This window comes from Methylobacterium sp. E-046, assembly GCF_022829625.1.
In the GTDB taxonomy this organism is placed as follows: domain Bacteria; phylum Pseudomonadota; class Alphaproteobacteria; order Rhizobiales; family Beijerinckiaceae; genus Methylobacterium; species Methylobacterium longum.
This window is the reverse complement of sequence record NZ_JAKSYP010000212.1, coordinates 276,742-303,410: the sequence shown is the minus strand read 5'-3', so window position 1 is coordinate 303,410 and position 26,669 is coordinate 276,742. Positions and strand designations below refer to the sequence as shown.

The window sequence follows — 26,669 nt, the reverse complement described above, 5'->3', positions numbered from 1 at the left end:
GCCATGCAGAAGGTGGGCAACGAGGGCGTCATCACCGTCGAGGAGGCCAAGACCGCCGAGACCGAACTCGACGTCGTCGAGGGCATGCAGTTCGACCGCGGCTACCTCTCCCCGTACTTCATCACGAACGCGGAGAAGATGGTCGCCGAGCTCGAGGACCCCTACATCCTCATCCACGAGAAGAAGCTCTCCTCGCTCCAGGCGATGCTGCCGGTGCTCGAGGCCGTGGTCCAGACCGGCAAGCCGCTCCTGATCATCGCCGAGGACATCGAGGGCGAGGCCCTGGCCACGCTCGTGGTGAACAAGCTGCGCGGCGGCCTGAAGGTCGCGGCCGTCAAGGCGCCGGGCTTCGGTGATCGCCGCAAGGCGATGCTCGAGGACATCGCGATCCTGACCAAGGGCCAGATGATCGCCGAGGATCTCGGCATCAAGCTCGAGAACGTGACGCTCCCGATGCTCGGCCGCGCCAAGCGCGTCCGCATCGAGAAGGAGAACACCACGATCATCGACGGCGTCGGCGAGAAGTCCGACATCGAGGGCCGGATCGCGCAGATCAAGGCGCAGATCGAGGAGACCACCTCGGACTACGATCGTGAGAAGCTGCAGGAGCGTCTGGCCAAGCTCGCGGGCGGCGTCGCGGTGATCCGCGTCGGCGGCGCGACCGAGGTCGAGGTCAAGGAGAAGAAGGACCGCGTCGACGACGCCCTCAACGCCACCCGCGCGGCGGTCGAGGAAGGCATCGTCCCCGGCGGCGGCACCGCGCTGCTGCGCGCCAAGAAGGCGGTCGCCGAGCTGAAGTCCGACATCCCGGACGTCCAGGCCGGCATCAAGATCGTGCTTAAGGCCCTCGAGGCCCCGATCCGTCAGATCGCCCAGAACGCGGGCGTCGAAGGCTCGATCGTGGTCGGCAAGATCACCGACAACACGAGCTCCGAGACCTACGGCTTCAACGCCCAGACCGAAGAGTACGTCGACATGATCCAGGCCGGCATCGTCGACCCGGCCAAGGTCGTCCGCACCGCCCTTCAGGACGCGGCTTCCGTGGCCGGCCTCCTGGTGACCACCGAGGCGATGGTCGCCGACGCGCCGAAGAAGGACAGCCCCGCTCCGGCGATGCCGGGCGGCGGCATGGGCGGCATGGACTTCTAAGTCCAGTCACCTGTCGAGACGAGGAAGGGGGTCGCCGGAAGGCGGCCCCTTTTCTTATGAGAACGACCCGACGCTCAAGCCGGCGAAGGCGAGACCGAAAGGAACGGCAAGCGTGGCTCGGCCGATCGGAACCGGAAGGCGGTGAAGACGCGGTGCCAGATGCCGCCATCACCTGCACTTCTGTATCGAAGTCGAGCCCTGATCTTCCCGACATCGGATTGTGCCGAGTAGGGGCTGGTCAGGCTTATGTTTTCAGATTTGAGGATCGCAGCATCAAGTGCGGCGTGGTCTGCTGCGTTTCCATCTGGCCGAACGACGGCCCGCCCGCTGCACGACTGGTTTTAGTTCCAGGCCGCGCTTCTTCGGCCGCCGAACCCCTGAACAGACGGGGCGGCAATGTCCGATACGGTACAGGCTGTGTCGTGTCTGGGGGCGAGCATGCACCGAGGTGCCCCTCGCAGGGCCGCGTCTCAAGATCGTCTGTGCCGGACCATCTCGCCACGCCGACAGGCTGTGGTGGGGCCAAAGGTCATGTGCCGGATGGATCCCCCGAACCGCCCGGATCCGGCTTCATCCCGAGCGACGGGATCAGACTGCCCCGCCGGTGTCGCGCGTGACGCGTTCAGAGCGCCACGCTTCGCCGCGCTGACCGGTGAGTGGACCGCGACGAGGGCAGAGCCGCTCACCGCGGGCGGGCCGAGGTACGGACAACAAAAAACGGGACGGCTTGCGCCGTCCCGTTCGAGATTGGACCTATCGGCCTAAGAAGATCGAAGCCAGTCGCTGGAGCAGGCCCCGCGGTGCGGGCGGAGGCGCGCTCTGCCCAGGACCGTCCCCGATCTAAGCGTTGGCGGCGAAGGGGTGCTGCGCGGAGTTGCGCTGCTCGGTGACGGTCGAGGCCTTCGGCTCGCCGTTGACGGCGCGCTGGATCGACAGCTTGGTCGCCTCGTAGTTGTACTTCTGGATCTTGGCGTCGTCGGCCGCCTCCCAGTGGATGAACACGCCGACCAGGATGAACAGGTCGTCGGCCTCGTCCGCCGGAATGATGCCCTCAGCCACCGCGTCCTGCACGGCCTTGGCAACGCCGTGCTGGGCCGGGCCGAACATCTGGACGGCCTGACGGGCGTCGTTGATGGTGACCTTGTTGAACATCAGGGTGTTCGGCTTGCACGGCAGGTTCGGCGCGATGACCGCGAGCAGGCTGGTGAAGCCATGCTTGTTGTTCACGAGGCCGTTGCAGAAAGCCGACTCGGCCGGCGAACCGCGCGGTCCGATGATGAGATCGATGTGGGCGACCTCGTTGCCGTCGCCGACGAGTGCTTCGCCGACCTGAACCTTGGTGATCTTCGCCATTCGGTGTCTCTCCCTGGATTCCGAAAAAGAGCCGCGCGCCGGGCGGTGCCGCGGCCGGGAAGCCATCCTTGTTATCGGCGCCCGACCATGCCGGCCGAGCCGGATGGGCCGAGCCGGTTGGGCCGGACAGCGCGGCGGACCCTACAGCGGGGCCCTGCGGCTCACAACCCGCGCAAGGCCCTGACACGAAGGAATTTCTATCCTCCGGTCTGAGGAACCGCGGAACCCGCGCGCGGTTCAGGCCAATCGTGCGCCGGCGGTTGCGAGGGCGTCCCAGAATAGGGTCGCGACCGTGAAATCCGCGCTCGTGCCGGGGTTGAGGCCGCGCGCCTTCAACGTCGTGTCCAGGGCGAGAAGCCGCTCGACCGGCTTGGCCGCGAGATCCAGCCCCGCCAGGGCCGCTTCGGCCTCGCGACGGACGGAATCCGCCACGTCCGCCCCTGCCTTGCGAGCGATATGGCTGTCCGGCACCCATCGCAGATAGGCGAGATGGACCGCGGTGGTGCACCAAGCCGGATCGAGCCCCTGGCTCCGCGCCGCATGCAGCGCCGGGAGGCCGATCTCGGTCACGTCGGCGAAGCCGTTGACGAAGGCGCGCGCGATGCGGTCCCGATCCGCGGCTTCCGCCATCGCGCTCATCAGGGAGGTCGGCGCTGCGGCGGCGACGTCGTGCTTACCGGCCCGGCCCAGACCGCCGGGGTTGGCGAGGCGGATCGCGGCGTAGACGGCCTCCGCATCCGTGCTGTCCAGGCTACCGAGAACCGCCGATACGGAGGCTCCCCCTTCGGCCGCGACGGCCAGGGGGGCGCAGAGGAGCAGGATGCCGAGATTGGTGTTCTGGCCTGCCGCCGCCATCGTCGCGGCGACGCCGCCGTGGACGCGCGCACCGACGCCCGCCCCCGCCTGCGCCAGGGCCGGGGCCGACACGTCGGCGCTGGTGATGAAGTCGGCCACCACCATGCGGTGGCCGGCGGCGAAGGCATGAACGTTGCCGGGCTTGAGGGCGTCGAGCTCCGCCAGGCAGGCGGCCCGATAGAACGAGCGGATCCGCGCGGGGGCGAGCGCGGTCATGCCACCACGAGCCGGGGACGGCTCGCGCCGCGGACGGCGGACAGGAAGCCGCGCACCACGGCCGCCGCGATGTCGGCTTCGCAGACGGTCTGCAGTCCCGACCAAGCCGGCATAGAATTGACTTCCAGGATCGAGAAGCTGCCCTCCCCGTCCTCCACGAGATCGACGCCGGAATAATCGACCCCGACCGCGGCGGCCGCGGCTTCGGCGAGCTCAGCCGCCACCCGCGGCATCGCCCAGGTCAGCGGACGCCCCCCGCGATGAACGTTGGTGATCCACCCGTCCCCCTCGCGGATCATGCCGGCGATCGCCCGCCCGTCGCAGACGAAGACCCGGTAGTCGCGCCAGAGTCCGTCGTGGCGCGGAACGTAGCGCTGGAGGTAGTAGACCCGTGCCACCGCCTCCTCGTCCGGAAGATCCTCCGGCCGCTCGATCAGCGCGAGACCCTCGCCCTGCGACCCGAACAGGGGCTTGAGGACGAGGGGCGCGCCCGGACGCGCCTCGTCGGCGACCAGGGCCGCGGCGGCCTCGCGCTTCGAGAACACCCAGGTGGCCGGCGTCGGAAGGCCGGCGCGGGCGATAAGGAGCGAGGTGGCCGCCTTGTCGACGGAGCGCTCGATGGCGGTCGGCGTGTTCCAGACGGTGACGCCTGCGGCGACGAGGGCGTGCAGCACGCCGAGGCGCATCGTCGTGGCCTCGAAGGTGCCGCCCGCGATCGTCCGCATCAGCACGCCGTCCGGCAGCGTATCCAGAAAGCCCGGCACCCGCAGGGGCTCGCCGCCACCCGTCACAACGGCCACATCGGCGAGCGAGAACAGCACCGGCTCGACCCCCTGCGCGCGCAGCGCCGCGAGCAGCCGGTTCTTGTGCCAAGTGCCGTTATCGGCCGCGAGCCCGATGCGCATTGGGGGTCCTGATCGTCAAGGCCGTGGCCGGCCTGAATCGGAGGCGAAGCGAGGAGGTGCGGCGGGCCGATGGACGAATCCGCTCCCGCCCCGAGGCGGGGAAGGGAGAGAGGCGGAGCAGCTCACGCCGGATCCCCGATGGCCGGGGCCACCGGCCGCGCCGCCGGCCACCGGATCCCCACCCGCTCGTCAGGCGAAGGATGCGTCCACCAGCGTCGGCTCCAAGCGACCGCCGCGATAGGTAGCCCCCGAGCGTATCGACGTGACGATCGCCTCGGCCGGCGAGAACAGGGCGCCGTCGATCTTGTAGAAATCGCCGTTCACCCGGGCGAAGATGTCGGCGAAGGGCGCGCCGTGGTCGCTCGACGTCGTGGAGGGCAGCTGCTCGGCGAGCTGCTTGGCGTCCGCATCGTCGGCATCCACGAACAGTTGAACGCGCCCGCCATAGATGATCGCGTCGTTGGTGCGACCCATCGCCTTGATGAAGTCAGGATGCGGCGGCGACAGCGGCGCGGAGCCGATCCCGTCCACGATGGCGTGCAGGTCGAAGCCGACCGTGTGGGCCTTGTGGAGGGCAACCTCGAGCACGCGGGCCACGACCTGAGTGGAGCCGGCGAGGCTTTGGGTCGGGGCAAAGATGAAGGTCAGGTCCTCGGGTCGTAGGCCGCAAGCCTCGGCGACCTTGGCGACCACGCTCTCCGGCGGCCCGCCGGCCGCCTCGAGAACGAGGGCGGTCCGGGTGGCGGAGTCGCGGAAGCCGAGTTCCTTGTACAGATCTTCCACGGCGGCGACCGCCCGGCCGGGCCCCGAGCCCAGGGCGAAGAAGCCGGAATCGCCGGCTTCGTCGGCGAGGCTCCAGCCCGCGTACTGGCTCCCCAGGCAGGCGAGGACCGGGTCGGCGGAGTGGACCGTCACCGAGTAGGGCCAGGAGGCGATCGGACCGGTCGGCGCGATCGTCACGGTGCCGAGGCCGCCGAGGCAGATCTCGGCGATGCGTCGGCCCGCCTCGATCGAGCCTCTGGCCTGGGCGCCGGCATCGACCATCCGGGCGCCGCCCGCATCCTGTGACACGGAGAGCCGCAGGGTTGCGGCGTCGGCCACGAGACGCTCGACCAGCGGCGCCGAGAGGGCATTGATGCTGGGATAGGATTGGCTGGCACTCATCACAGGGCTTCCTCGGGGTGTGTTGTCATCGCCGCGCAGATGACCCGCAAGCGCGCCATCCGCGTTTCCAACAGGGCGAGCACCTCCGCCCGGTCCACGCCTTCGGCCAGCACCGTGCAGAGCGGCGCGTCGCGGCGGACGACCGTGCCAGGGCACGGGCGGTCACGCACGTAGTCCGGCCAGTCGAGGTCCGGGACAGGCGCAAGCTCCTGGTCCGCGTAACAGATCTGTGCGGCCGCCGCACCCGCCGGTTGCGGGCCGGGATCCGGCATCGTGCCCAGGCAGGCCGCGATGTGGGCGGTCAGCAGCGGTGTTGCGAACCGGTCCAGGATGTCGAGCGTCGCGCCCGGCCGGGGATTGATCTCGGTCAGCCACCAGTCGGTGCCGTCGACCAGGACATCGGCGCTGCCGAGGCCGCGCAGCCCGGTCGCGGCCACGATCCGCTCGGTCCCGGCGGCGATCGTCGCCATTAAGCCGGGGGCGAGCGGCGCCGCCTCGCCCGTGCCGCGGGCGAGCGCTCCCGCGTATCGGTAGGGCCGGACCGGCGACGGGGCGCACCATTGCTCGGTCAAGGCGAGGATGCGGAGCGTTCGGCCATCGGCGAGGAAGTTCAGGGCGTGCGGTCGTCCCGGAACACACGCCTGGAAGTAGTGAGAGGCCGGCGCCGGTCCCCGCGTGGCCGGCCGGATGTGGTTGCCGCCGCTGCCGCCTATGCGCTTCAGCAGCCACTTCCCCGGCTCCGGCAACGGTCCCGCGGCAACCGCTGGATGGGGCACGCCGAGGCGGGTGCAGAGAGACGCGAAGGCCATGGGGTCCTTCAGCGCCGCGATGGTTCCCGCAGATGCGCCGATCAGCCTGTGCCGTTCAGCAAGGCGCGCGACGAGGTCGGGAGCATCCTCGAAGCCGCTGCCGAGGATCAGGCCGATCGCACCTCCTGCGGCTTCCGTCAGATCGTCCAGGGCGGCGCACGTGGCCTCGGCGTTCGAGGCAGCACCAAACCGCCCGGGCAGCGCCCGGTAGCCGTCCGCCAGGGCGCGTGTGTCGGAGTCGCCGAACAGATCGGCCACGAAGGGTCGCAATCCGGCGCGTCGCGCCGCCTCGGCCAGGGCGCGCCCGGCCTGGGCGGCGACCAGGATTGCGTCCGTCATCCGACGGAAACTCGCAATGCCTAGCCGGCGATCTCGACCGCCAGGCTGTAAGCATCGCGGAAATCGAGGCAGAGCGGCGTATCGGAGCTGAGCATCCGGTCGAAGAGGCGCCGCTGCGTCTGGTACTTGACGTTGCCGACGGCCAGCGCGCCGATGCCGACGCCCTTGCCGGCGGGCAGGGCCACGTCGACGGCGTTGACGTCGATCCCCGCGATGCCGGCCGGCGGCACGGCGTTGACGTCCGAGGCGACGAGGAGCTTCGGCGCCAATTTCAGATCCTCCGCCGTGAGGATCGGGATGCCGGCCGGCCCAGCGGAGAGGATCACGTCGGCCTCACGGATGGCGGCGCGGCGATCCTCGGGCGTGGTTCCATCCACGGCGCCCACCTCGATGCCGAAGCGCCATTTCATCGTGAAGGCGATCTTGGACACCCGCTCTTCGCCGTCATGACCGACCAGCACGGTGGTTGCTCCCTCCAGGGCGCCGATCACCGCGGCCACGTAGGCGACGACGCCCGCACCGCCGAAGATGACGATGCGCTTGCCGCGGAGGTCAGTGCCGAACTTCTGCCGCAGGGCGCGGGAGACCTGCGCCACCATGGCGGCGCCGGTGGTGAACGAGCCTGCCGGATCGGCGAAGACGTGGTTCACGAAAGGCGGCACGAAGGCCTTCTTGGCGCGATCGACCATGTCGAGGGCGTCTTCGGCGTTCTTGCCGCCGATGAAGATGCCCGTGCGGGTGCCGTCCCCCGGCGCCCGCGAGAAGATCGAATCCTGAGTCAGCGACACGACGTCGGCGAGGCTGACCTCGGCGTAGGTCACCACCGTCTCGAAGCCGGCATCGACGGCCATGTTCACGTCGAACGGGCTCATGTGCCGGAGCGGCGTCAGCATGTGGAGGATCGAGCGGGCCATGGAATCCTCGTGCGGCGCGCGACAAGTGCGTCTGACCTCCGTCCAAACCCGGAGCCGCGGCCCGGGTCAAGTCCGGGACGCGCGGCTCAGGCCGGACCAGTCACCGCGGCTCCGCTGTTGCGGCCCCGGGCGATGACGAACCGGAGCTGGCCACCGCGATCGAGGCTCGCCACGACGGCGCGGGCCTCGGTTTCGGATGGCACCAGGACGAAACCGGTGGGTCCCCAGGAGGATTGGCCGTAGCCCGACAGACCTTGTGCGGCGACGGTCTCGAGCGCCCCCGCGACCGCGGCGCTGGCGTATCGGCCGCCCTGATGGGGCGCGAAATGGTCGCCGATCAGCGTCTGGATGCGGGTGATGCCAGCGCCGAAGCCCTGCGGCTCGGCCAGGGCCACCGCGGGCAGGACCTGCATCAGCGCGATCCGGCAGATCTCCGCTGCCTGGGCCTCGGGAAAGCGGGGCAGATCACGGAACGCCTCGACCTCGCGCGTTCCATGTACCCCGGCCATGCTGGGATCGAGGAGGAGGACGATCCGCCAGGCTTCAGGATAGGGCAGACGCGCGATGATGGGGGGCGGCCCGCCGTCCGGCCCGCGGCCGCCATCGACGATCAGGCCGCCGTCCGTGAATGCCCGCAATCCGACGCCGGACCGGTTACCCCGATCCAGGGTCGCCGCGAAGGCGTCCGGCGCGAACGGCTCTCCGGCGAGGCGGGCCATCGCCGCCGCGACCGCCAGGGCCAGTTGTGTCCCCGAACCGAAACCGGCATGCGCCGGGATCACCCGCTCGACCGTGACGGCGGCATTCCCCCGGTGGCGGAGATGGGCGGCGGCCGCCTCGACATAGCCGCGCACGCGTTCGGCCTCGGGCCCGGTGACGGTCGAGTTGACGGCGCGGCGGGCGGTCAGGGCGAGGAACGGCTCATCGATGGCGAGGCCAATGCTGCCGAAGCGGCGGCCGAGCCCGCCATGCAGATCCAGGAAACCGAAATGCAGCCGCGCCGGCGCCTCGACCCGCACGGCTTCGACCTCAGTCCCCTCGTTCCGCTCCGGAACCTCGCCCAACACAAATCCCTCGAATCCCACAGGTCCGGCGCAGCCACGGTGCGCTTGTCACACGAGGCCCGTCGGCCGGGCAACTTGGACGCGCCTCGTTCGATCCGCTCGGCGGCAACTTCCGTCCGGCGTCCGGGACGGGTCCTGCGTCGCGCCACCCCTGCGGGCGTAGGGGCCATGAAGGTGCAGCCGGGCCCTCGTTTCGGATTGGACGCAGCGCCGGCGGACCGCGATCCGGGACTCGACACGGGACGACGCTGAGCGGCGCAAACCGACTCGCGCAATCCACTTCCCGACGCACATCGCCGCCGGACCCCCTTGCCGCGATAGCCGGATGAATGCAAACCTAGGCCCGCGACGGCGCGCCGAGTTTGCCGTCCGTCCGGTCGTGCCGGGCGGGCGAGCCATTCCGATCCGGTGGGAACCCTCCCGATGAGGTGAACCCGCTTCGTCCGGTCTTACGGCCGTCGCCCGCTCCGAAACCAAGCAAGAATGTTGCGAGAGGGAGCATGGCAGCCTGGGTGAAAGGCGGCGCGACGGACGCGGACACCGCCATCGAGGCGGCCGCATCCCTGCTCGCCAAGGCGCGCGCGCCGGTGATCGCCGGCCTCAGCGCCGACGTGGCTGCGATCCGCGCAGCCTACGATCTCGCGGGACGCCTCGGCGCCTCGGTGGATACCGCCGGATCGGTGGCGACCTATGCCGAGCTCGGGTCGCTGAGCCGGGTCGGCGCTCTGACCACGACGCCCGCCGAGGCCGTCGGTCGCGCCGACGTGATCCTGGTCGTCGGGGATGCGGCGTGGCAGGCGCCGCTCCTGAAGCGGCTGATCGATGCGAAGCCGACCCGCGGGCGCACAGCCGGATCGGACCGCGTGCTGCTCGCGGTCGGGGCGAACGCCGCGGCATCGCTGGCGTGGCCGGCCGAGGGCGGCCTGCCGGAGGCGGTCGGCGTGCTGCGCGCCTACGCCCGCGGCCATCTCGCCGGAGATGCGCTTCCGGGGCAGATCGCTGCCCGGCTGGCCGACGCGCAGTACGGAGTCCTCCTCTACGATGCGGCCGAACTGGGCGAGGCCGGAATCGAGATGCTTCAGGGCCTCGCCATGGACCTGAGCGAGGCGACACGCTGCTTCACCCTCGCCAGCGGCGACGTCGGTCAGGACCGGGCGGTGGTGCCGGTCTCGGCCTGGCTCACCGGGCAGGCGCCGCGCAGCGGCTTCGGGCGCCGCGTGCCGGAGCACGATCCCTGGCGCTTCGACGCGGCCCGACAGGTCGCCGCGGGTGAGGTCGATGCCGTGCTGTGGCTGGGCGCGGTGCCCGTGCCGCGGCCGGACTGGCTGTCCGCCGTGCCGTCGATCGCGCTGGTCGCGGACGGCGAGGCGAAGGACGCCAAGGTGGTGATCGCGGTCGGCCAGCCCGGTCGCGACCATGGTGGCGTCTTGTGGAACGAGCAGCGCGCCGCGCTGACCTTCTGGCCGGCCTCCGCGCCGTCGGATCTCCCGTCGGCCGCCGCGGTGATGGCCGCCCTCAGGGAGCGCGTCGGCACGCATCAGGCCGCGTCGAGGAGTGAACCCGCATGCTGAGCGTGATTCGGGGCGGGCGCGTCGTCGATCCGACCGCGTCCCGCGATTCCGTCGGTGACGTCTGGATCGAGGACGGCCGCGTCATCGATCCGCCGGGCCGCGAGCCCGACCGGGTGATCGATGCGGCGGGCTGCGTGGTGATGGCGGGCGGCGTCGAGGTGCATTCGCACATCGCGGGCGGCAACGTGATCACGTCGCGGCTGCTGCTGCCCGACCTCTACGTGAGTGAGGCGGCGCCCGACGGCCACCCCTTCGCCCATGCCGGCGGGGCCGCGGCCTGGATCGGCTCGACCTATGCGCGGATGGGCTACACTACGGCCGTCGAGCCGGCGATGCCGCCGACCCACGCGCTTGGGACGCAGCTCGAACTCGCCGACATCCCGCTTCTCGACCGCGGCGCCCTCACCGTGATGGGCAACGACGACCAGCTCCTCCAGCTCCTCCGGGACCGTCAGGGCGGCAACGCCGTGCGCGACCTCGTCGCCCTGTCGGTCGCCCAGTCGCGCGGCCTCGGAGTGAAGTGCATCAATGCCGGTGGCGCCTCTGCCTTCAAGGACGGAGCGCTGCGCCTGTCGCTGGACGAGGAGATCCCCTGCTACGGGCTTACGACGCGGCAGATCATGGGATCGCTCCTCGACGCGGTCGAGGCGATCGGCGTACCGCACCCGCTCCACGTCCACTGCAACAACCTCGGGCTGCCCGGAGCGGACGACAGCTTCATGGCCACTCTCGATGCGGCGGAAGGTCGGCGCATCCATTTCGCCCACGCCCAGTTCTACGCCTACGGGGTCTCCGATCCGGCCAATCCCGGCACCGGCGGCTTCCGGTCGGCCGCCGAGCGGATCGCGCGGGCGATCAGCGACAATCCGAACGCCACGCTCGACATCGGGCAGGTTGTGTTCGGGCAGACGGTGACGGTCTCCCTCGACATCCTGCGTCAGTTCGCGGGCCGGAAGGGCGCGAAGCCGAAGAAGTGGGTGCTGAACGCGGGCGATGCCGAGGGCGGCGGCGTCGTGCCGTTCCTGTACCGGCCCCGGGGCCCGACCAGTTCGCTGCAATGGGCGATCGGCCTGGAGATCATGCTGCTCTCCACCGATCCGGAGCGGACGATCCTGACCACGGACCATCCGAACGGCGGACCCTTCACCCAGTATCCGCGCATCATCCACCTGTTGATGGACAAGTCCGAGCGCGACCGCGAGATCGCGACGCTGCCGGCCATCGTGGGCGAGCGCTCCGGATTGCCGGGTCTCGAGCGCGAGTACTCGCTCTCGGAGATCGCTCAGCTGACCCGTTCCGGACCCGCCAAGCTCCTGGGCCTCGCCGACCGTGGCCATCTGCGGCCGGGCGCCCGGGCGGACGTCGCGGTCTACGGCGACGACACGGATCGCACCGCGATGTTCACCGCCGCGAAGCTCGTCCTGAAGGACGGCGTACCGATCGTCGAGGACGGCGAAGTGGTCGAATGGCGCGCCGGCCGCACGCTCTCGCTCACGGTGGAATCCGACCACGCGATGGAGAAGCGCGCCGATGCCTACCTGACGGAGCGCTTCGGCGCAGGGCTCGACAGCTTCGCCGTGCCGGATGCGGCTTTCGGTGAGGGCACCGAGAACTTCGAGGCGGTTCCATGCCGGGCCTGATCAGCGGGGCGAGCCGCGGGAAGAACGATGTCTGATCTCACCCTCAACGGCATCCCGGTCATCGATACCTTCGCGGAGGCGTTCGACGTGGCCGGTACCGCCATCGTCGTCACCAACGACACCGCCAAGTGGGCGATGATCGCCGCGACCACGATGACGGGCTTCGCCACCTCGGTGATCGGCTGCGGCGCCGAAGCCGGCATCGACGCCGAACTCTCCCCGGAGGAGACGCCGGACGGGCGGCCGGGCGTACGCATCCTGCTCTTCGGCTTCGAGCCGAACGGGCTCAAGGACCAGCTGATCAAGCGGGTCGGCCAGTGCATCCTCACCTGTCCGGGCACCGCCTGCTATGCGGGCGTCGATGGGCCGACCAAGATCAAGCTCGGCGGCGCGATCCGCTATTTCGGCGACGGCTTCGCGGTGGCCAAGCGCCTTCCCGACGCCACCGGCAAGGCGCGGCGCTACTGGCGCATTCCGGTGATGGACGGCGAGTTCCTCTGCGAGGACACGGTCCGCGCCGTCGATGGCGCGGTCGGCGGCGGCAACCTGCTGTTCCTCGGCCGCACCCATGCCGAGACGCTGAAGGTGGCGGAGATCGCGGTCGAGGCCGCCAAGGCGGTGCCCGGCGCGATCCTGCCGTTCCCCGGAGGCATCGTCCGCTCCGGCTCGAAGGTCGGTGGCCGGACGAAGGGCATGATGGCCTCGACCAACGACGCCTATTGTCCGACCCTGAAGGGCCGTGCCGGCTCGGCGCTGCCGGCCGAGTGCGGCGTCGTGCTGGAGATCGTCATCGACGCCCTCACCTCGCAGGGCGTGTCCGATTCCATGCGCGCGGGCCTGCACGCCGCCACGGAAATCGGCAGCAGGCACGGGTTGGTCGCGGTCACGGCCGGCAATTACGGCGGTAATCTCGGCCGCCATCACTACCACCTGCGCGACCTGATCGCGCCGCATGACGCCACGAAGGAGGGCTGAGCCTTGAGCACCCTCACCCTGCGCGCGGCCCCGCCCGAGCGGCTGGACTTCCTCGCCGTCAACCCGTTGGCGCTCAGCGGCCTCTCGCAGAGCGAGGCTGAGCGCCTGAATGTCGGAACCACCCGGACGGGCGTTCGCCTCGGCGATTGTTTCGCCGTCAAACTCGACGGCTCCGACACCCTGATCATCGAGGGTGGCCATGAACGTCTGGACCGCGTCGGCGCAGCCCTCTCGGAAGGCACGATCCGCGTGACCGGTGACGTCGGCCAGCGCCTCGGCGCCGGCATGTCGCGGGGCAGCCTGACGGTCACCGGCAATGCCGGCCCCTACGCGGCCTCCGGCGCGACTGGCGGCACGATCCTGATCGAGGGCGACGCTGGCGACCATGCCGGCGGCGCGGTCTACGCCGCCAAGGCGGGTCTCGACGGCGCCACGCTGATCATCCGCGGGACGGCGGGCGACCATCTCGGCGACCGGATGCGGCGCGGGACCATCGTGGCCGGCCGTGCGGGCGCCTTCGCGGGTTCGCGCATGATCGCCGGTACCCTGGCGGCCCTCGCGGTCGGTGACCATCCGGGTCTCGGCATGCGTCGCGGGACGCTCGTTCTGGGTTCCCACGGCCGGATGGCCGCGACCTTCGTGGAGACCGGGACGCACGACCTCGTGTTCCTGCGCCTGCTGGCCACGGCCCTGCGCGGTCTCAGTCCCGAGCACGCCGAACTCCTCGGCCGGCCGCTGCGTCGCTACTCGGGCGATCTCGCCACGATCGCCAAGGGCGAGATCTGGGTCGCGGCCTGACGCCACCTGGGCAAGGAGCGTGGACGCATCCTATGCTTCCCGCCAAGCCGGCCCGTCCGAGGCCGGCAGCCCGGGAGCGCGCCCATGCTGTTGCTGCTGTCGATCTGCCTCGTCGCCCAGCCCTCGACCTGCCGCGAGGATCGGATCGAGATGTCGTTCGAGAAATCGAGCCCGTTCGTGTGCCTGCGCAATTCGCAGAGCGCCTTGGCGACCTGGCAGGCTGCGCATCCCGAATGGCATGTCGAGCGCTGGCGCTGCGCCGCCAAGGGCAGCGTCCCGAAGGATCTGTGAGGGCACCTTGGTTCTATGGGCGAGTGATGACATGCTCGCCCCGGTCCTGAGACCCGGGTCTGCATCACCATCGCGGCCGGGCGACGCCCGGAACTCACCATGCGCTCGCTGAAGGTCCGCTTCGCGCTGTTGCTCGGTGGTACGGCCATCGTGGTGGTGCTGGCCGCGGCCGCCGCGCTGGCGGCGATCGGGGCCGCCGAGCGGACGGTCGACCGCACCCTCGAAGCGCAGCGGCGCCTTGAGCTGCTGGCCGAATTGTCCGGCCGCCTCACGCAATTCGGCCTCGCGGCCGTGGAAACCGTCGGCAGTCCCGACAACCAGCCGGAGGCCATGGCGATCGCCCGCGACAACGCCGACCGGGCGCTGACCACCGTGGACGAAGCCCTCGCCAGGAGTTTCCCGCCGACCGACGATCCGGCCGACCGGATGCAGTACGCGGCGCGCACGCGTCCCATGGCGCAGCTGCGGGCGGCCCGCGTCGTCCTCGACCGGCAGGTGGCGCTGATCAGCCGGCAGACGGAGCCGGAACGGCGCCAGGACGCCATCAAGGGAGCGCTGAACGGCTTCGGCGCCATGACCGGCCAGCCGCTCTCGTTCCTGATCGAGGCCGAGCGGCGCAGCATGGCGCTCGGGTCCGAGCAGGCCCGCGCCCTCTCGGAGCGCCTGCGCGTCGCGGCGGCCTCCGCGGTGGCCGCCGCGCTGGTACTCCTCGCGATCCTCTATCGGAGCGTCACGCGGCCGACCCTGGCCCGCATCGAGGAGGTGCGCCGGGCGGCGAGCGCCATCGGTCACGGCGCGCTGGACACACGCCTGTCCGTCGCGACGCGGGACGAACTCGGCCTGCTGATGACCAACGTCAACCGCATGGCCGCGCGCTTGGCGCGGCGGGAGTCGCGGGTCGCGGCGGATCGGGCCGCGCTCGAGGACACCGTGGCAGCGCGCACCGCCGACCTGCGCGCCGCCAATGCCCGTCTTGAAGCCGTCGATCAGTCCCGCCGGCGCTTCTTCGCCGATGTCAGCCACGAGCTGCGCACGCCCCTGACGGTCATCCTCGGTGAATGCGACCTCGCCCTTCGCGGTGCGTCCCGCGGCGCGGATCCGGGACCGGTCTTCGCCACGATCAAGAAGCGGGCGCAGCGGCTCAAGCTGCGCGTCGAGGACCTGCTGCGCGTCGCCCGGTCCGAATCCGGCGAGATCGAGTTCGACAGGCGCCCCCTCGGGCTCGCCCTCGTCCTGTCCGAGGCGGTGGACAACATGACTTCGGAAGCCGCCCGCCGCCGCGTCGGCCTCACCCTCGATCCCGGGACCCGGGACGTGGAGTGCCTCGCCGATCGGGAGTGGATCCGGCAGACCGTCGAGAGCCTCGTGGACAACGCCCTGCGCCACGCCGCCGGTGTCAGCCGGGTCGAGGTCGCCCTGACGCCGGGCCCCGGTCCCGTCGGACGCATCACCGTGACGGACGACGGGCCCGGCTTCGGCGCCTCCGAGACCGAACTCTTCGAGCGTTTCCGGCGTGGCAAGAGCGCGGGTCCCGACGAGACCGGCTTCGGTATCGGCCTCGCCCTCGCGCGCTGGATCGTCGAACAGCACGGCGGCACGATCCGGCTGGGCTCCGGACCGGACGGACGCGGCGCCCGCGTCAGCCTGGACATGCCCGCGCTCGATCCGGCATGGATTGCGGAGACGGCCGGGAACGCGGCCGGCGACGCGCAGGTGAAGGAGTCGGCCGCATGACGCGGATCCTGATCGTCGAGGACGACGTCGACATCCGGGGGCTTCTCGCTCGGGGACTGGAGGCGGAAGGATTCGAGGTCGGTACGGCGGCCTGTGTCGATGAGGCGCTCAAGGCAGCGCACGACCCGGCACCGGGCGCCGTCCTCCTCGACATCAACCTGCCGGACGGGTCCGGCCACGACGTCTGCCGCTCCCTGCGCGAGGGCGGCTTTCCCGGCGCGATCCTGTTCCTCTCCGCCCGGGACGAGATCCGCGACCGGGCCGAGGGGCTGGCCCTCGGCGCCGACGACTACATCATCAAGCCGTTCGAATTCGACGAGCTGGTGGCGCGCCTGCGCACGCATCTCATGCGGCGCGAGCAGGCCGAGGCACCGCGTTCACGCATCACGGCGGGCAAACTGATGCTCGATCTCGACACCCGCCAGGCGAGCTGCGGCGAGGCCAGTGCCCGCCTGACGCCGCGCGAAGCCGACCTGCTCGCCATGCTGATGGAGAGCATCGGAAAGCCGGTTTCCCGGGCCGACATCTTCGACCGCCTCTGGGCGAGCCAGGGTGGCCTGTCCCTCAACGTGGTCGACGTCTATATCGGCTACCTGCGCTCCAAGATGGCGGATTTCATCCGCTACGGAGGCCCGGTTCTGGTGACGGTACGGGGCAAAGGCTTCATGCTGGAGCTGCGCGGACCCGACTTCCGCCAGTGAGCCACTGTACTTAAGTCGCACCCGCGCGCATTTCTCGATGGTTTCCGGGCGTTTAGGAAGTCTCTCACGAAAAATTTGGGAGGATCCGGCAACTTAGTGCTTGAAGCGCGCTGTTGAATCGTCGATACCTCTCCCGCGCCAGAAATGAGAGCGCCATCAGTGTCTTAGGGTCCTCTTAGGAACCGCGTGACGCTCGGTGTAGATGTCGCCAAGGAGAAACACCATGAAGTGGGCTGCCCCGATCGTGTCCGAGATCTGCGTCGGCATGGAAGTGACGAGCTACGAGTCGGCCGAGATCGACACCTTCAACTGAGTTTAACGGGCCGGGGATCTCGGGAGCCGCACCATGCGCGTCGTGATCCTCGGTTCCGCAGCCGGCGGCGGCCTTCCACAGTGGAATTGCCGCTGCCCCATCTGCACCCTGGCACGGTCCGAGCCGGATCGTGTGCGGCCCAGGACGCAGTCGAGCATCGCGGTCTCCGCCGACGGATCGGATTGGCTGCTGATCAACGCGTCGCCGGACATCCGGCAGCAACTCTTCGACAACCCGCAGATGCATCCGCGCGAAGGCCTGCGCCATTCGCCGATCCGCGCCGTCCTCCTGACCAACGGCGATGTCGATCACGTCGCTGGATTGCTCACGCTGCGCGAGGGCCAGCCCTACGCGCTCTACGCCACCCGCGGCATCCTCGACTCGGTCAGCGCGAACCGCGTCTTCGACGTGATGGCCGAGGGCGTGGTCGCCCGCCAGGCAATCGGCATGGATCAGGTCTTCGAGCCCCTGCCCGGACTCTCGGTCACCCTCTTCCCCGTGCCCGGCAAGGTGCCGCTCTGGCTCGAGGACGAGACGATGGAGATCGGCGCCGAAACCGAGACCACGGTGGGCGCCCTGATCGAGGCCGGGGGCCGGCGCCTCGCGTATATTCCCGGCTGTGCCCGGGTCACCGATGGTCTGCGGGCCCGGATCGCCGGCGTCGACGCGTTGCTGTTCGACGGCACCGTGCTGCACGACGACGACATGATCCGGGCCGGGGTCGGAACGAAGACCGGCTGGCGCATGGGGCACGTTCCGATGCGCGGCGAGGGCGGCTCGATCGACGCCCTGGCGCAGGTCGATCTCGGTCGCCGCATCTTCGTGCACATCAACAACACCAATCCGGTGCTCGTCGAAGGATCGCGGGAACGGACGGAGATCGAGACGTCCGGTTGGACGGTGGCGCACGATGGATTGAGCCTCTCGCTCTAGATCCTGCGCCCTGTGCCGCAGGCACGAGCGGCTGGGAACGGGCGCGCCGCAGGGACGGAAGGTTGGGCTCGCCCACCACCGGCACTATATCGTCCCAACGCTGAGAAGCGCGCCCCGAGGCCAAGGGCGTGACCACGAGCAGGAAACGCGACCCGAGGACGGACGCCGGACACGCCATGAACGCAGTCTTCCCGACACCCGATGCCGCCGACAGCCAGCGTCTGCTCAGCCCAGAGGAGCTGGAAGCGGCCCTGCGCGAGATCGGTGCGCGCCGATACCACAACCTGCACCCGTTTCACCGGCTGCTGCACGATGGCAAGCTGTCGAAGGATCAGGTCCGCGCCTGGGCGCTGAACCGCTACTACTACCAGGCGATGATCCCGGTGAAGGATGCGGCGGTGCTCGCCCGGATGACGGATGCGGCGCTACGACGGATCTGGCGTCAGCGCATCGTCGATCACGACGGCGATCACGAGGGCGATGGCGGCATCGAGCGCTGGCTCAAGCTCGCCGAGGGCGTGGGTTTCGACCGCGATTACGTGCTCTCGACCCGCGGCATCCTCTCGGCGACAAAATTCTCGGTGGAGGCCTACGTCCATTTCGTCTCCGAGAAGACGTTGCTGGAAGCGATCGCCTCGTCGCTCACCGAGATGTTCTCGCCGACGATCATTTCCGAGCGCGTCGCCGGGATGCTGAAGAACTACGACTTCATCACCAAGGACACGCTGGCCTATTTCGACAAGCGCCTCACGCAGGCGCCGCGGGATGCCGATTTCGCCCTGGACTACGTCAAGCAGCACGCGACCACGCCCGAACTTCAACGGCGGGCGATGGCGGCCCTGACGTTCAAGTGCAACGTCCTCTGGACACAGCTCGACGCCCTGTACTTCGCCTACGTGGCACCCGGCATGATCCCCCCGGACGCGTGGCGGCCAGGCGAAGGCCTCGTCGCCGATGCCGCACCGGTCCGGGCAGCGGCGGCAGGCGGGAAGATGACCGCCGCCGACCGCCCGCGACTCCCCCGCGGCGTGCGGCTGCGCAACGACGAGACCCGCGGCAAGTACGTTCTGCTCGCCCCCGAGCGCACCTTCGATCTCGACGACAACGCCGTCGCGGTGCTCAAGCTCGTGGACGGCACCCGCAGCGTCGCCGATATCGCCGACGAGCTGGGCCGAACCTACGCGGCCGATCCGCGGGCCATCGAGGCCGACATCCTGGTCATGCTGGATGGTCTCGCGGAAAAACGGGTCCTCGAGCGATGAACGCCCTGACCCCGAACCGGCCTGCGGTGCCGGCACCGGTCGGTCTGCTCGCCGAGCTGACCCACCGGTGCCCCCTGCGGTGCCCCTATTGCTCGAACCCGCTGGAACTCGACCGCCGCTCGGGCGAACTCGATACGGCCACGTGGCAGCGCGTCCTCACGGAGGCGTCCGGCCTCGGTGTCCTCCATGTCCACCTCTCCGGCGGCGAGCCGACGGCACGCAACGACATCGTCGAGATCACCAAGACCTGCGCCGATCTGGGCCTGTATTCGAACCTGATCACGTCAGGCGTCGGCGGTGCGCTGGCGAAGCTCCAGGCGCTCTACGATGTCGGCCTCGATCACGTGCAGCTCTCGGTCCAGGGCGTGGACGCCCAGAACGCCGAGAAGATCGGTGGCCTGAAGAATGCGCAGCCGCAGAAGTTCGCGTTCGCCGCCAAGGTGGTCGAACTCGGGCTGCCGCTGACGCTCAATTCCGTCATCCACCGCGGCAACATCCACGAGGTCTCGGGCTTCATCGATCTCGCGGTGAAGATGGGCGCCAAGCGCCTCGAGGTCGCGCACACGCAGTATTACGGCTGGGCCTACGTCAATCGCGCCGCGCTGATGCCCGACAAGGCGCAGGTCGATGAGTCGATCCGCATCGTCGAGGCCGCCCGGGAACGTCTCAAAGGTCAGCTGGTCATCGATCTGGTCGTGCCGGATTACTACGCCAAATACCCGAAGGCCTGCGCGGGTGGCTGGGGCCGCAAGCTGATGAACGTGACGCCGCAGGGCAAGGTCCTGCCCTGTCACGCCGCGGAGACGATTCCGGGTCTGGAATTCTGGAACGTCAACGACCATTCGCTGGGCGACATCTGGCGCGACGCGCCGGCCTTCACGGCCTATCGCGGTACCGACTGGATGAAGGAGCCGTGCCGCTCCTGTGACCGTCGGGAGAAGGATTGGGGCGGCTGCCGCTGCCAAGCTCTGGCGCTCGCCGGTGACGCAGCGGCCACCGATGCGGCCTGTTCGTTGTCGCCGCTCCACGCCAAGGTGCGCGCGCTCGCCACGGAGGAGGCGGCCGAAACCCCGCCCGATTACATCTATCGGACGATCGGCAGCAACGTTCGATCGCCGCTCAAGGAGGAAGTCGACTCGTGAGAGTTCTTGCCACGACCACCGTCGCGCTGGTGCTGGCCGCGCTGCCGGCTCTCGCCGAGGATGCCCCGAAACCCGCCACCGTGACGCAGGCCAATGCCGCGGCGGCGCCCAGCGCCTCCGACCTTCTGTTCGATCAGCCGCACATGAAGAACGCGGCACCCGGCTCGACCATCACGTACGACTATCTCCGGCGCTCCGGCATCGCCAAGGGTCCGTTCGGAGCGCCTCTCGAGGACACGCTCAAGCTGAAGCTGGAGCCGGGCAAGAGCCCCGAGGCCCGCGACATTACCGTGACCATGTTCTCGGGGCTGAACCGCGTGCCCGCCGGGCCCTTCGAGGATATGGCCGGCAATCCGGTCGTCTCGCTCTTCCTCGAAAATCACCTGAAGTCGTTGGCGAAGGTCCTGGAGGCCAACCCCCGCTACCTGAAGCTCGCGATCCGGAAGGGTCTGCGCGAGAAAGCCACCGTGACGCCCACGAAGGTGAGCGTCGGTGGTCGGGATGTCGACGGCTGGCGCGTCGTCACCAAGCCCTTCGAAGGCGACTCGATGGCGCAGCGCATGCGCGGGCTCGACGACATGACCTACACGTTCGTCACCGCACCCTCCGTACCCGGCGAGATCGTCTCGATCGAGGCGTCCTCCAAGAGCAAGGACGGCGGCGAGCTACTTGAGGAGAAGCTGAACTATGATCAGAAGGCTGGCTGAACGCGGCGCGCTGGCGGCTCTGGCCCTGACCCTGTCGGGCCTGGCCGTCCGTGCGGCCGACGACAACGATTACCCCACCGACGCGCGGGTCGATTACGTGTTCGGCTGCATGGCGGCCAACGGTCAGACCCGCGAAAGCCTGCAGAAATGCTCCTGCTCGCTCGACCAGCTGGCCGCGATCCTGCCCTACGACAAGTACGTTCAGGCCAGCACGGTCCTGTCCATGCGTCAGGGCGTGGGGAATCGCGCCAACGAGTTCAAGTCGACCAAGATCTTCGACGACAAGGTCGCCGACCTCCGCCGCGCCCAGGCCGAGGCCGAGATCCGCTGCTACCGCGGCTGACCGCGGGATCACGCCGGCCGGCGTTGCGCCGGCCGTGCGATTCGCGCACACCGGCTCCCGAACCGCGTTCAAGAACGGGACCCGCTCCGTGACCCCCTCCTCCGGCCTGTCCGACCTGCTGCCCGATCTCGGAGGGCGCACGCTGGTCATGGGCATCCTCAACGTCACGCCGGACTCCTTCTCGGATGGCGGTCTGTTCGCCGGGGAGCAGGAGGCCGTGGCGCAGGCCGAGCGGCTTGTGGCGGAGGGTGCGGCGATTCTCGATGTCGGCGGCGAGTCGACGAGGCCCGGTCACGTTCCGGTCCCGGCCGACGAGGAGCAGGCGCGCGTGCTTCCGGTGATCCGGGCCGTCGCTCCGCGGCTTGCGGTGCCGATCTCCATCGACACCTACAAGGCGTCCACGGCGCGGGTCGCCCTGGAAGCCGGCGCCCGGATCGTGAACGATGTCTGGGGTCTTCAGCGCGAGCCCGACATCGCCTCCGTGGCTGCCGCGCACGGCGCTCCGGTCATCATCATGCACAACCGCGAGACCATCGAGGCGGATCTCGACATCGTCGCCGACATGCTGGCCTTCTTCGAACGGTCGCTCGCCATCGCGCATCGCGCAGGCATCCCGGATTCCGAAATCGTGCTCGACCCGGGCGTCGGCTTCGGCAAGACGTGGACGCAGCACCTCGAAGCGCTGCGCCGGCTCCCCGAGATCCGCGCCCTGGGCTTTCCGGTCCTGGTCGGCGTCTCCCGCAAGTCGCTCCTCGGACGCCTGCACGATCGCGAGACCCGTCCGGCAGACCGGCTTCACGGATCCCTGGCCGCGCATGCGCTCGCGGCCACGCTGGGAGCCGATATCGTCCGCGTTCACGACGTGGCTGCGCACATCGACGCGATGCGAGTGGTCGATGCCGTGATGCGGCCGGAGGGCCGGTGAGCATGGGACGCGACCTGATCCGTGTCAGCCGCATCGCGGTGTTCGGTCGGCACGGCCTGCTGCCCGAAGAGGCCGTGCTCGGCCAGCGCTTCTACCTCTCGCTGGAGGCGCGTCTCGACCTGAGCGATGCGGGGGGCTCCGACGACGTCGCCGGCACGGTGAGCTACGCGGACCTGACGCAGGTCACGGTCGATATCGCCACGGGCCGGCGGTTCAATCTGATCGAAGCGCTGGCGGAGTCGATCGCCTCGGCCATCCTGACGGGGTTCCCCTTGGTCGAGGAAATCACCGTTCGGGTCGATAAGCCGAGCGCACCGGTCCCCGCGATTCTGGACGGCGTCAGCGTCGAGATCACGCGCCGCCGCGAGGACCGCCCGTGAAAGCCTATCTCGGCATCGGCAGCAACGTCGGCGACATGGCTGCCATGCTCGAACGGGCAGTCACCGGGCTGGCGGCAACGCCAGGCGTCAGCGTCTTGAAGCGCTCGGCCGATTACCGCACGCCCCCGTGGGGCAAGACCGACCAGCCATGGTTTCTCAACGGTGCGGTCGCCGTCGAGACGGAACTCGAACCGCACGGGCTGCTCGATACATGCCTGCGGATCGAACACGAGCTCGGTCGCGTACGCGAAGAACGCTGGGGTCCGCGGGTGATCGATATCGACGTGCTGGCCTACGAGGGCGCAGCCGTGAACGACGCGCGCCTCGTCCTTCCGCATCGTTTCGTCCGCGAGCGGGCTTTCGTTCTGGTTCCGCTGGCCGAAATCGCCCCGGACCTCGTTATCGGCGGCGAGCGCGTCGCCGATGCCTTGGCAAAGCTGGATCGCACCGGTATCGCGCGGGCCTGAGCGGCCCGTCTTCGGGATGACGAAGCACCCCGACTTCCGCGGTCCCGGGTCCGTCAGCGTTCGCCCGGCTCTGCCAGCTTGTTTTCCTCGTCATCGAGGAGCGGCACGTCGAATGCGCGCAGAACCGCATCGATATCCGCCTTCCGCTTGCGCAGAATGGTGTTGAGCGACCGCTTCCAGTCGTTCTCGCCGATCCGAACGCCCATGGCGATCCGGTAGGCCATCGGCGGCCGCTGCGGCTCCCTGAGCAACGGGACGACGCGCATGGCCGTCCCGGATTGCTTCGCCAGCCAGCCGGCCGCAGGTCCCCAGAGCACAGCAGCATCGATCTCCTTGGCGGCGAGCGCCCCGACGATCTCGGCTCCGACGGTCTGATAATTGCGCGAGGGGTCGAGCTGGTAAGGCGCGTAGGCCTTCATGGAGGACACCAACCCGACCTCGCCCATCCGGTTGACGGGCGGCGTACCGGCGATCACGCCGACGCTCTTGCCCTTCAGGCGCGGGTCGTCAAGGGCCTCGATGCCGTCGAACTCCCCCGATCGGGTGACCAGCGTATAGGCGGAACGGTAATAGGGATTGGTGGTCTGAACGAGGTCGCTGCCGAAGGCCTGCCCCATGATGAGGTCGCAGAGGCCGGTGCCGAGGGTATTGCGGACGAAGCCCGGTCCCTGGGTCAGCCAATAATAGCGGACCTTCACCTTCAACTCGTCGGCGATGATCGCCGCGATCTTGTTCTCGAAGCCGTCCTCCTTGCGCTCGGAGAACGGCATGTTGCCCGGATCCCCGCAGACGCGCAGGACGTCCGTGGTGACCATATCGGGCACATGCTGAGCATGGGCACCCTGCGCCACTGTCAGAGACAGGGCGCAGAGCGCTGCAATCCGTGCGAAGGACGACATCAGCCGCCCATGCATTCCTTCTCCGCCTTCCGGGCGGTTTCGGGCTTGTCCTCGTGATCGGAAGGCCGGATACGCCCGATCGCCCCGGCGGCACGCGCCTTGAGGTAGACGTAGAGGTCGTCCGAGTAGCACATGACGTTCTTGTTGTCGCCGAAGGCGGGCATGACCTTCTGCTCAGCGGCGCTCACGTCCTGCTTGCCGCCGACCAGGATGCCGATGAACTCCTCGTAGGAGAGGTGCTTCAGCGAATCCTTCAGCGCGGGCGCGTAGGTGGAGCCCATGCCGTCGGGGCCGTGGCAGACGTGGCACTCGGCATGATAGCGGCGGTAACCCGAGTAGGTATACCAATCGAGCTTTTTGCCGTCCTGCGTCACGCGGAAGGTGGGGTGACCCTCGGCGTCGACATACTTGCCGTCCTCGACCTTGACGGCCGCGTCTTTCTTCAAAAGCTTTTCGTCCTGCTCGGCCGTCTTGTCATTCGCGTTGAGCGAGTTGGCGAGGGCGGGATCGGCAGGCTTGGCATCCTCAGCATGTACGGCCACCGCGGAAACGGTGGCTAGGGCGAGGGCGGCGATAACCGGCCGCGTTACGATCGTGCTGAGGTTGAGCAACGCATCTGTCTCCCTGGAGCGAGGCCTTTCGTCTCCCTTCGAGCCGCAGCCTCTTGCGCCTAAGTCTAATCACAAGGATGCCGGCGCGGGAACCCGCGCCGGCATCTATTTTACTCTTGCACCTGCGGCCGATTAGTTCGGCAGAGCGAAGACGGTGAGCTGACCACCGAGGTTGGTGTACTGCGACAGAGCCGCATAGCCACCCACCGCGCCGAGGCCGGCGTTCGGGTCGGTCAGGCCGGCCGCGAGGCCGATGCCGGCCCAGCCGCCGACGCCCGACAGGACGCCCACGTACTGCTTGCCCTTGTGCTGGTAGGTCATCACGTTGCCGATGATGCCCGACGGGGTCTTGAACTTGAACAGCTCCTTGCCGCTCTTGTCGTCGACCGCCTTCAGGTAACCCTCAAGCGTTCCGTAGAACACCACGTCGCCGGCGGTGGCCAGAGCACCGGACCACACCGAGAACTGCTCGGCGTTGGACCACTTGATCTTGCCGTTGACGCCATCCCACGCGATGAAGTTGCCCATGCCGCCGTGCGAGTTCGGAGCCGGGTACATCGAGAGGGTCGCACCGACGTAGGGCTGGCCCGGGGTGTAGGTCACCCGGAACGGCTCGTAGTCCATGCAGACGTGGTTAGTGGGCACGTAGAACAGGTTGGTCTTCGGCGAGAAGGCAGCAGGCTGCTGATCCTTGGTACCAAGCGCCGCCGGGCAGATGCCCTTGGAGTTGGTGTCCTCACCGTTCTGCTCAGTCGAGTACTTCGACACGACCAGCGGCCGGCCGTAGTTCTTCGAGCCCTTGTCCATGTCGACCTTGGTCGCCCAGTTGACGGCCGGGTCGAACTTCTCGGCGACGAGCAGGCTGCCGTCCGCGCGGTTCAGCGTGTAGCCGAAGCCGTTGCGGTCGAAGTGGGTCAGGAGCGGCTGCTCCTTGCCGTCAACCTTCTGATCCGTGAGGATCATCTCGTTGATGCCGTCGTAGTCCCACTCGTCGTGGGGGGTCATCTGGTAGACCCACTTGGCGACGCCGGTATCCGGGTTACGCGCCCAGATGGTCATGGACCACTTGTTGTCGCCCGGACGCTGCTTGGGGTTCCAGGTCGAGGGGTTGCCCGAGCCGTAGTACATCAGGTCGAGCTTCGGGTCGTACGAGAACCAGCCCCAGGTGCAGCCGCCGCCGGTCTTCCACTGATCGCCTTCCCAGGTCTTCAGCGAGGAGTCCTTGCCGACGGGCTTGCCCAGCGAGGTGGTCTTCTCCGGGTCGACCAGCATCTGGTCGTCCGGGCCCTCGGAGTAGCCGCGCCACACCTTCTTGCCGGTCTTCAGGTCGTAGGCCGTGACGTGGCACTGCACGCCGAACTCGCCGCCCGAGATGCCAACGATGACCTTGTCCTTCACGGGCAGAACCGTGGCGGTGTTGGTCTCGCCCTTCTTCGGGTCGCCGTTCACGACGGACCAGTTGACCTTGCCGGTCTTGGCGTCGAGCGACACGAGGGTGGTGTCGGCCTGGTGCAGGAGGATGGTGCCGTCGGCGTAGGCCAGACCACGGTTGACCGTGTCACAGCACATAACCGGGATCACGGACGGATCCTGCTTCGGCTCGTACTTCCAGACGATCTTCGCCTCGTGGTCGAGGTCGAGGGCGTACACGATGTTCGGGAACGGAGTGTGCACGTACATCATGTTGCCGACGACGAGCGGCGAGCCCTCGTGGCCGCGCAGAACGCCGGTCGAGAAGGTCCAGGCGACCTGGAGGTTCTTCACGTTCGACGCATTGATCTGGTCGAGCTTCGAATAACGGGTGTTCGCGTAATCAACCGTCTGGAGCACCTGCTCCGCCGGGTTGGCGATGCCCTTCATCACGCTTTCGTTGGCCAGGGCCGGCGCCGCGACTGCCGCGACACCTGCACCGAGCGCAAGGAGATGTACCGCTCTCATGGGTTCCTCCGACAAGTCTTTGAGAGTATTCGCGCGCACCTAGAGAGTGGTGTCGCTCAGACCCCGACCTGACTGTTTGCGACAGGGATGGACGCCTCGGTAGCGGGCATTTCGGACTTGAGGAGATCGAGAGATCTCCGAGCCAGGAGCCGCCATCCCTGAGGCGGCCCCCTCGAAACCGAGGCTTGCGGCGACCTTAAGAGATTTTTGAGCGCCGTCAACTCGCTCTTGGCCTTCGCGATGCTCACGGTGAAAGCTTCATTTCCGGTGA

Annotated in this window: 27 protein-coding genes; 17 read left to right on the top strand and 10 right to left on the bottom strand. The window is 68.8% G+C overall.

The window, feature by feature from the left end; all coding sequences use genetic code 11:
• The coding region (gene groL, locus MKK82_RS23470; protein ID WP_243986965.1) for a chaperonin GroEL at positions 1-1,149 on the top strand (1,149 nt) is incomplete at its 5' end.
• Between the two features lie 840 nt (positions 1,150-1,989).
• On the opposite strand, the gene fae is transcribed toward groL, so the two are convergent.
• The 7 genes from fae to MKK82_RS23435 all read right to left on the bottom strand — a co-directional run bounded on the left by fae (position 1,990) and on the right by MKK82_RS23435 (position 8,768).
• Positions 1,990-2,502 (bottom strand): 5,6,7,8-tetrahydromethanopterin hydro-lyase, encoded by a 513-nt coding sequence (gene fae / locus MKK82_RS23465; protein ID WP_238285371.1) that lies wholly within the window; start codon positions 2,500-2,502, stop codon positions 1,990-1,992.
• Positions 2,503-2,739: 237 nt separating this feature from the next.
• Positions 2,740-3,573 carry a triphosphoribosyl-dephospho-CoA synthase gene (locus tag MKK82_RS23460; protein ID WP_238285372.1) on the bottom strand — a complete coding sequence of 278 codons (834 nt, stop codon included), beginning with the start codon at positions 3,571-3,573 and terminating at the stop codon, positions 2,740-2,742.
• Entirely contained in the window at positions 3,570-4,478 is a 909-nt protein-coding gene (locus MKK82_RS23455) for a RimK family alpha-L-glutamate ligase (protein WP_238285373.1), read from the bottom strand. Before MKK82_RS23455 ends, MKK82_RS23460 begins: the two co-directional genes overlap by 4 nt.
• Positions 4,479-4,667: 189 nt before the next feature.
• Positions 4,668-5,642, bottom strand: coding sequence for a methenyltetrahydromethanopterin cyclohydrolase (mch, locus tag MKK82_RS23450; protein ID WP_243986964.1), 975 nt, complete (start codon positions 5,640-5,642; stop codon positions 4,668-4,670).
• Positions 5,642-6,790: an ATP-grasp domain-containing protein gene (locus MKK82_RS23445; RefSeq protein ID WP_238285375.1), complete on the bottom strand. Its 1,149-nt coding sequence runs from the start codon at positions 6,788-6,790 to the stop codon at positions 5,642-5,644. The genes mch and MKK82_RS23445 overlap by 1 nt, the downstream gene beginning before the upstream one ends.
• A 20-nt stretch (positions 6,791-6,810) precedes the next feature.
• Entirely contained in the window at positions 6,811-7,704 is an 894-nt protein-coding gene (locus MKK82_RS23440; protein ID WP_238285376.1) for an NAD(P)-dependent methylenetetrahydromethanopterin dehydrogenase, read from the bottom strand.
• Between the two features lie 86 nt (positions 7,705-7,790).
• The gene (locus tag MKK82_RS23435; protein ID WP_243986963.1) at positions 7,791-8,768 is read right to left on the bottom strand and encodes a beta-ribofuranosylaminobenzene 5'-phosphate synthase family protein; all 978 of its coding nucleotides are present in this window, start codon (positions 8,766-8,768) and stop codon (positions 7,791-7,793) included.
• Positions 8,769-9,268: 500 nt separating this feature from the next.
• Here MKK82_RS23435 and MKK82_RS23430 point away from each other — a divergent pair, with 500 nt between their 5' ends.
• The 16 genes from MKK82_RS23430 (at position 9,269) to folK (ending at position 22,950) form a co-directional block, all read left to right on the top strand.
• A complete protein-coding gene (locus MKK82_RS23430) occupies positions 9,269-10,339 on the top strand; it encodes a formyltransferase (protein ID WP_243986962.1) in 1,071 nt (356 codons plus the stop codon).
• Positions 10,333-11,979: a formylmethanofuran dehydrogenase subunit A gene (locus MKK82_RS23425; RefSeq protein ID WP_238285381.1), complete on the top strand. Its 1,647-nt coding sequence runs from the start codon at positions 10,333-10,335 to the stop codon at positions 11,977-11,979. Before MKK82_RS23430 ends, MKK82_RS23425 begins: the two co-directional genes overlap by 7 nt.
• 27 nt (positions 11,980-12,006) lie before the next feature.
• A complete protein-coding gene (fhcD, locus tag MKK82_RS23420) occupies positions 12,007-12,954 on the top strand; it encodes a formylmethanofuran--tetrahydromethanopterin N-formyltransferase (protein ID WP_238285383.1) in 948 nt (315 codons plus the stop codon).
• A gap of 3 nt (positions 12,955-12,957) precedes the next feature.
• Positions 12,958-13,752, top strand: coding sequence for a formylmethanofuran dehydrogenase subunit C (locus tag MKK82_RS23415; RefSeq protein ID WP_243986960.1), 795 nt, complete (start codon positions 12,958-12,960; stop codon positions 13,750-13,752).
• A gap of 84 nt (positions 13,753-13,836) precedes the next feature.
• Positions 13,837-14,043 (top strand): hypothetical protein, encoded by a 207-nt coding sequence (locus tag MKK82_RS23410; protein ID WP_238285388.1) that lies wholly within the window; start codon positions 13,837-13,839, stop codon positions 14,041-14,043.
• A gap of 99 nt (positions 14,044-14,142) precedes the next feature.
• Positions 14,143-15,777: a sensor histidine kinase gene (locus tag MKK82_RS23405; RefSeq protein ID WP_238285389.1), complete on the top strand. Its 1,635-nt coding sequence runs from the start codon at positions 14,143-14,145 to the stop codon at positions 15,775-15,777.
• Entirely contained in the window at positions 15,774-16,478 is a 705-nt protein-coding gene (locus MKK82_RS23400; RefSeq protein WP_238285390.1) for a response regulator transcription factor, read from the top strand. Before MKK82_RS23405 ends, MKK82_RS23400 begins: the two co-directional genes overlap by 4 nt.
• Before the next feature lie 223 nt (positions 16,479-16,701).
• Positions 16,702-16,791: a pyrroloquinoline quinone precursor peptide PqqA gene (gene pqqA, locus MKK82_RS23395; protein ID WP_012317526.1), complete on the top strand. Its 90-nt coding sequence runs from the start codon at positions 16,702-16,704 to the stop codon at positions 16,789-16,791.
• A 33-nt stretch (positions 16,792-16,824) separates the two neighbouring features.
• Positions 16,825-17,724, top strand: a complete 900-nt coding sequence (gene pqqB, locus MKK82_RS23390) for a pyrroloquinoline quinone biosynthesis protein PqqB (RefSeq protein WP_238285391.1) — start codon at positions 16,825-16,827, stop codon at positions 17,722-17,724.
• A gap of 176 nt (positions 17,725-17,900) precedes the next feature.
• The gene (gene pqqC, locus MKK82_RS23385) at positions 17,901-18,986 is read left to right on the top strand and encodes a pyrroloquinoline-quinone synthase PqqC (protein ID WP_243986958.1); all 1,086 of its coding nucleotides are present in this window, start codon (positions 17,901-17,903) and stop codon (positions 18,984-18,986) included.
• A complete protein-coding gene (gene pqqE / locus MKK82_RS23380; protein ID WP_243986956.1) occupies positions 18,983-20,128 on the top strand; it encodes a pyrroloquinoline quinone biosynthesis protein PqqE in 1,146 nt (381 codons plus the stop codon). The genes pqqC and pqqE overlap by 4 nt, the downstream gene beginning before the upstream one ends.
• Entirely contained in the window at positions 20,125-20,835 is a 711-nt protein-coding gene (locus tag MKK82_RS23375; protein ID WP_238285394.1) for a hypothetical protein, read from the top strand. The genes pqqE and MKK82_RS23375 overlap by 4 nt, the downstream gene beginning before the upstream one ends.
• Positions 20,816-21,178: a hypothetical protein gene (locus MKK82_RS23370; protein ID WP_238285395.1), complete on the top strand. Its 363-nt coding sequence runs from the start codon at positions 20,816-20,818 to the stop codon at positions 21,176-21,178. The genes MKK82_RS23375 and MKK82_RS23370 overlap by 20 nt, the downstream gene beginning before the upstream one ends.
• Positions 21,179-21,266: 88 nt before the next feature.
• Complete coding sequence (gene folP / locus MKK82_RS23365; RefSeq protein ID WP_238285397.1) at positions 21,267-22,103, top strand: dihydropteroate synthase; 837 nt, start codon at positions 21,267-21,269, stop codon at positions 22,101-22,103.
• Between the two features lie 2 nt (positions 22,104-22,105).
• Positions 22,106-22,483 carry a dihydroneopterin aldolase gene (folB, locus tag MKK82_RS23360; protein ID WP_238285694.1) on the top strand — a complete coding sequence of 126 codons (378 nt, stop codon included), beginning with the start codon at positions 22,106-22,108 and terminating at the stop codon, positions 22,481-22,483.
• Positions 22,480-22,950, top strand: coding sequence for a 2-amino-4-hydroxy-6-hydroxymethyldihydropteridine diphosphokinase (gene folK / locus MKK82_RS23355; RefSeq protein WP_283206423.1), 471 nt, complete (start codon positions 22,480-22,482; stop codon positions 22,948-22,950). Before folB ends, folK begins: the two co-directional genes overlap by 4 nt.
• A 53-nt stretch (positions 22,951-23,003) precedes the next feature.
• Here folK and xoxJ read toward each other — a convergent pair whose 3' ends face one another.
• The 3 genes from xoxJ to xoxF1 form a co-directional block, all read right to left on the bottom strand.
• Positions 23,004-23,864, bottom strand: coding sequence for a rare earth element methanol dehydrogenase accessory protein XoxJ (gene xoxJ / locus MKK82_RS23350; RefSeq protein ID WP_409566832.1), 861 nt, complete (start codon positions 23,862-23,864; stop codon positions 23,004-23,006).
• Complete coding sequence (locus MKK82_RS23345; protein ID WP_238285399.1) at positions 23,849-24,460, bottom strand: c-type cytochrome, methanol metabolism-related; 612 nt, start codon at positions 24,458-24,460, stop codon at positions 23,849-23,851. Before MKK82_RS23345 ends, xoxJ begins: the two co-directional genes overlap by 16 nt.
• Positions 24,461-24,592: 132 nt before the next feature.
• Positions 24,593-26,398: a lanthanide-dependent methanol dehydrogenase XoxF1 gene (gene xoxF1, locus MKK82_RS23340; RefSeq protein ID WP_238285400.1), complete on the bottom strand. Its 1,806-nt coding sequence runs from the start codon at positions 26,396-26,398 to the stop codon at positions 24,593-24,595.
• Positions 26,399-26,669 lie beyond the last annotated feature (271 nt).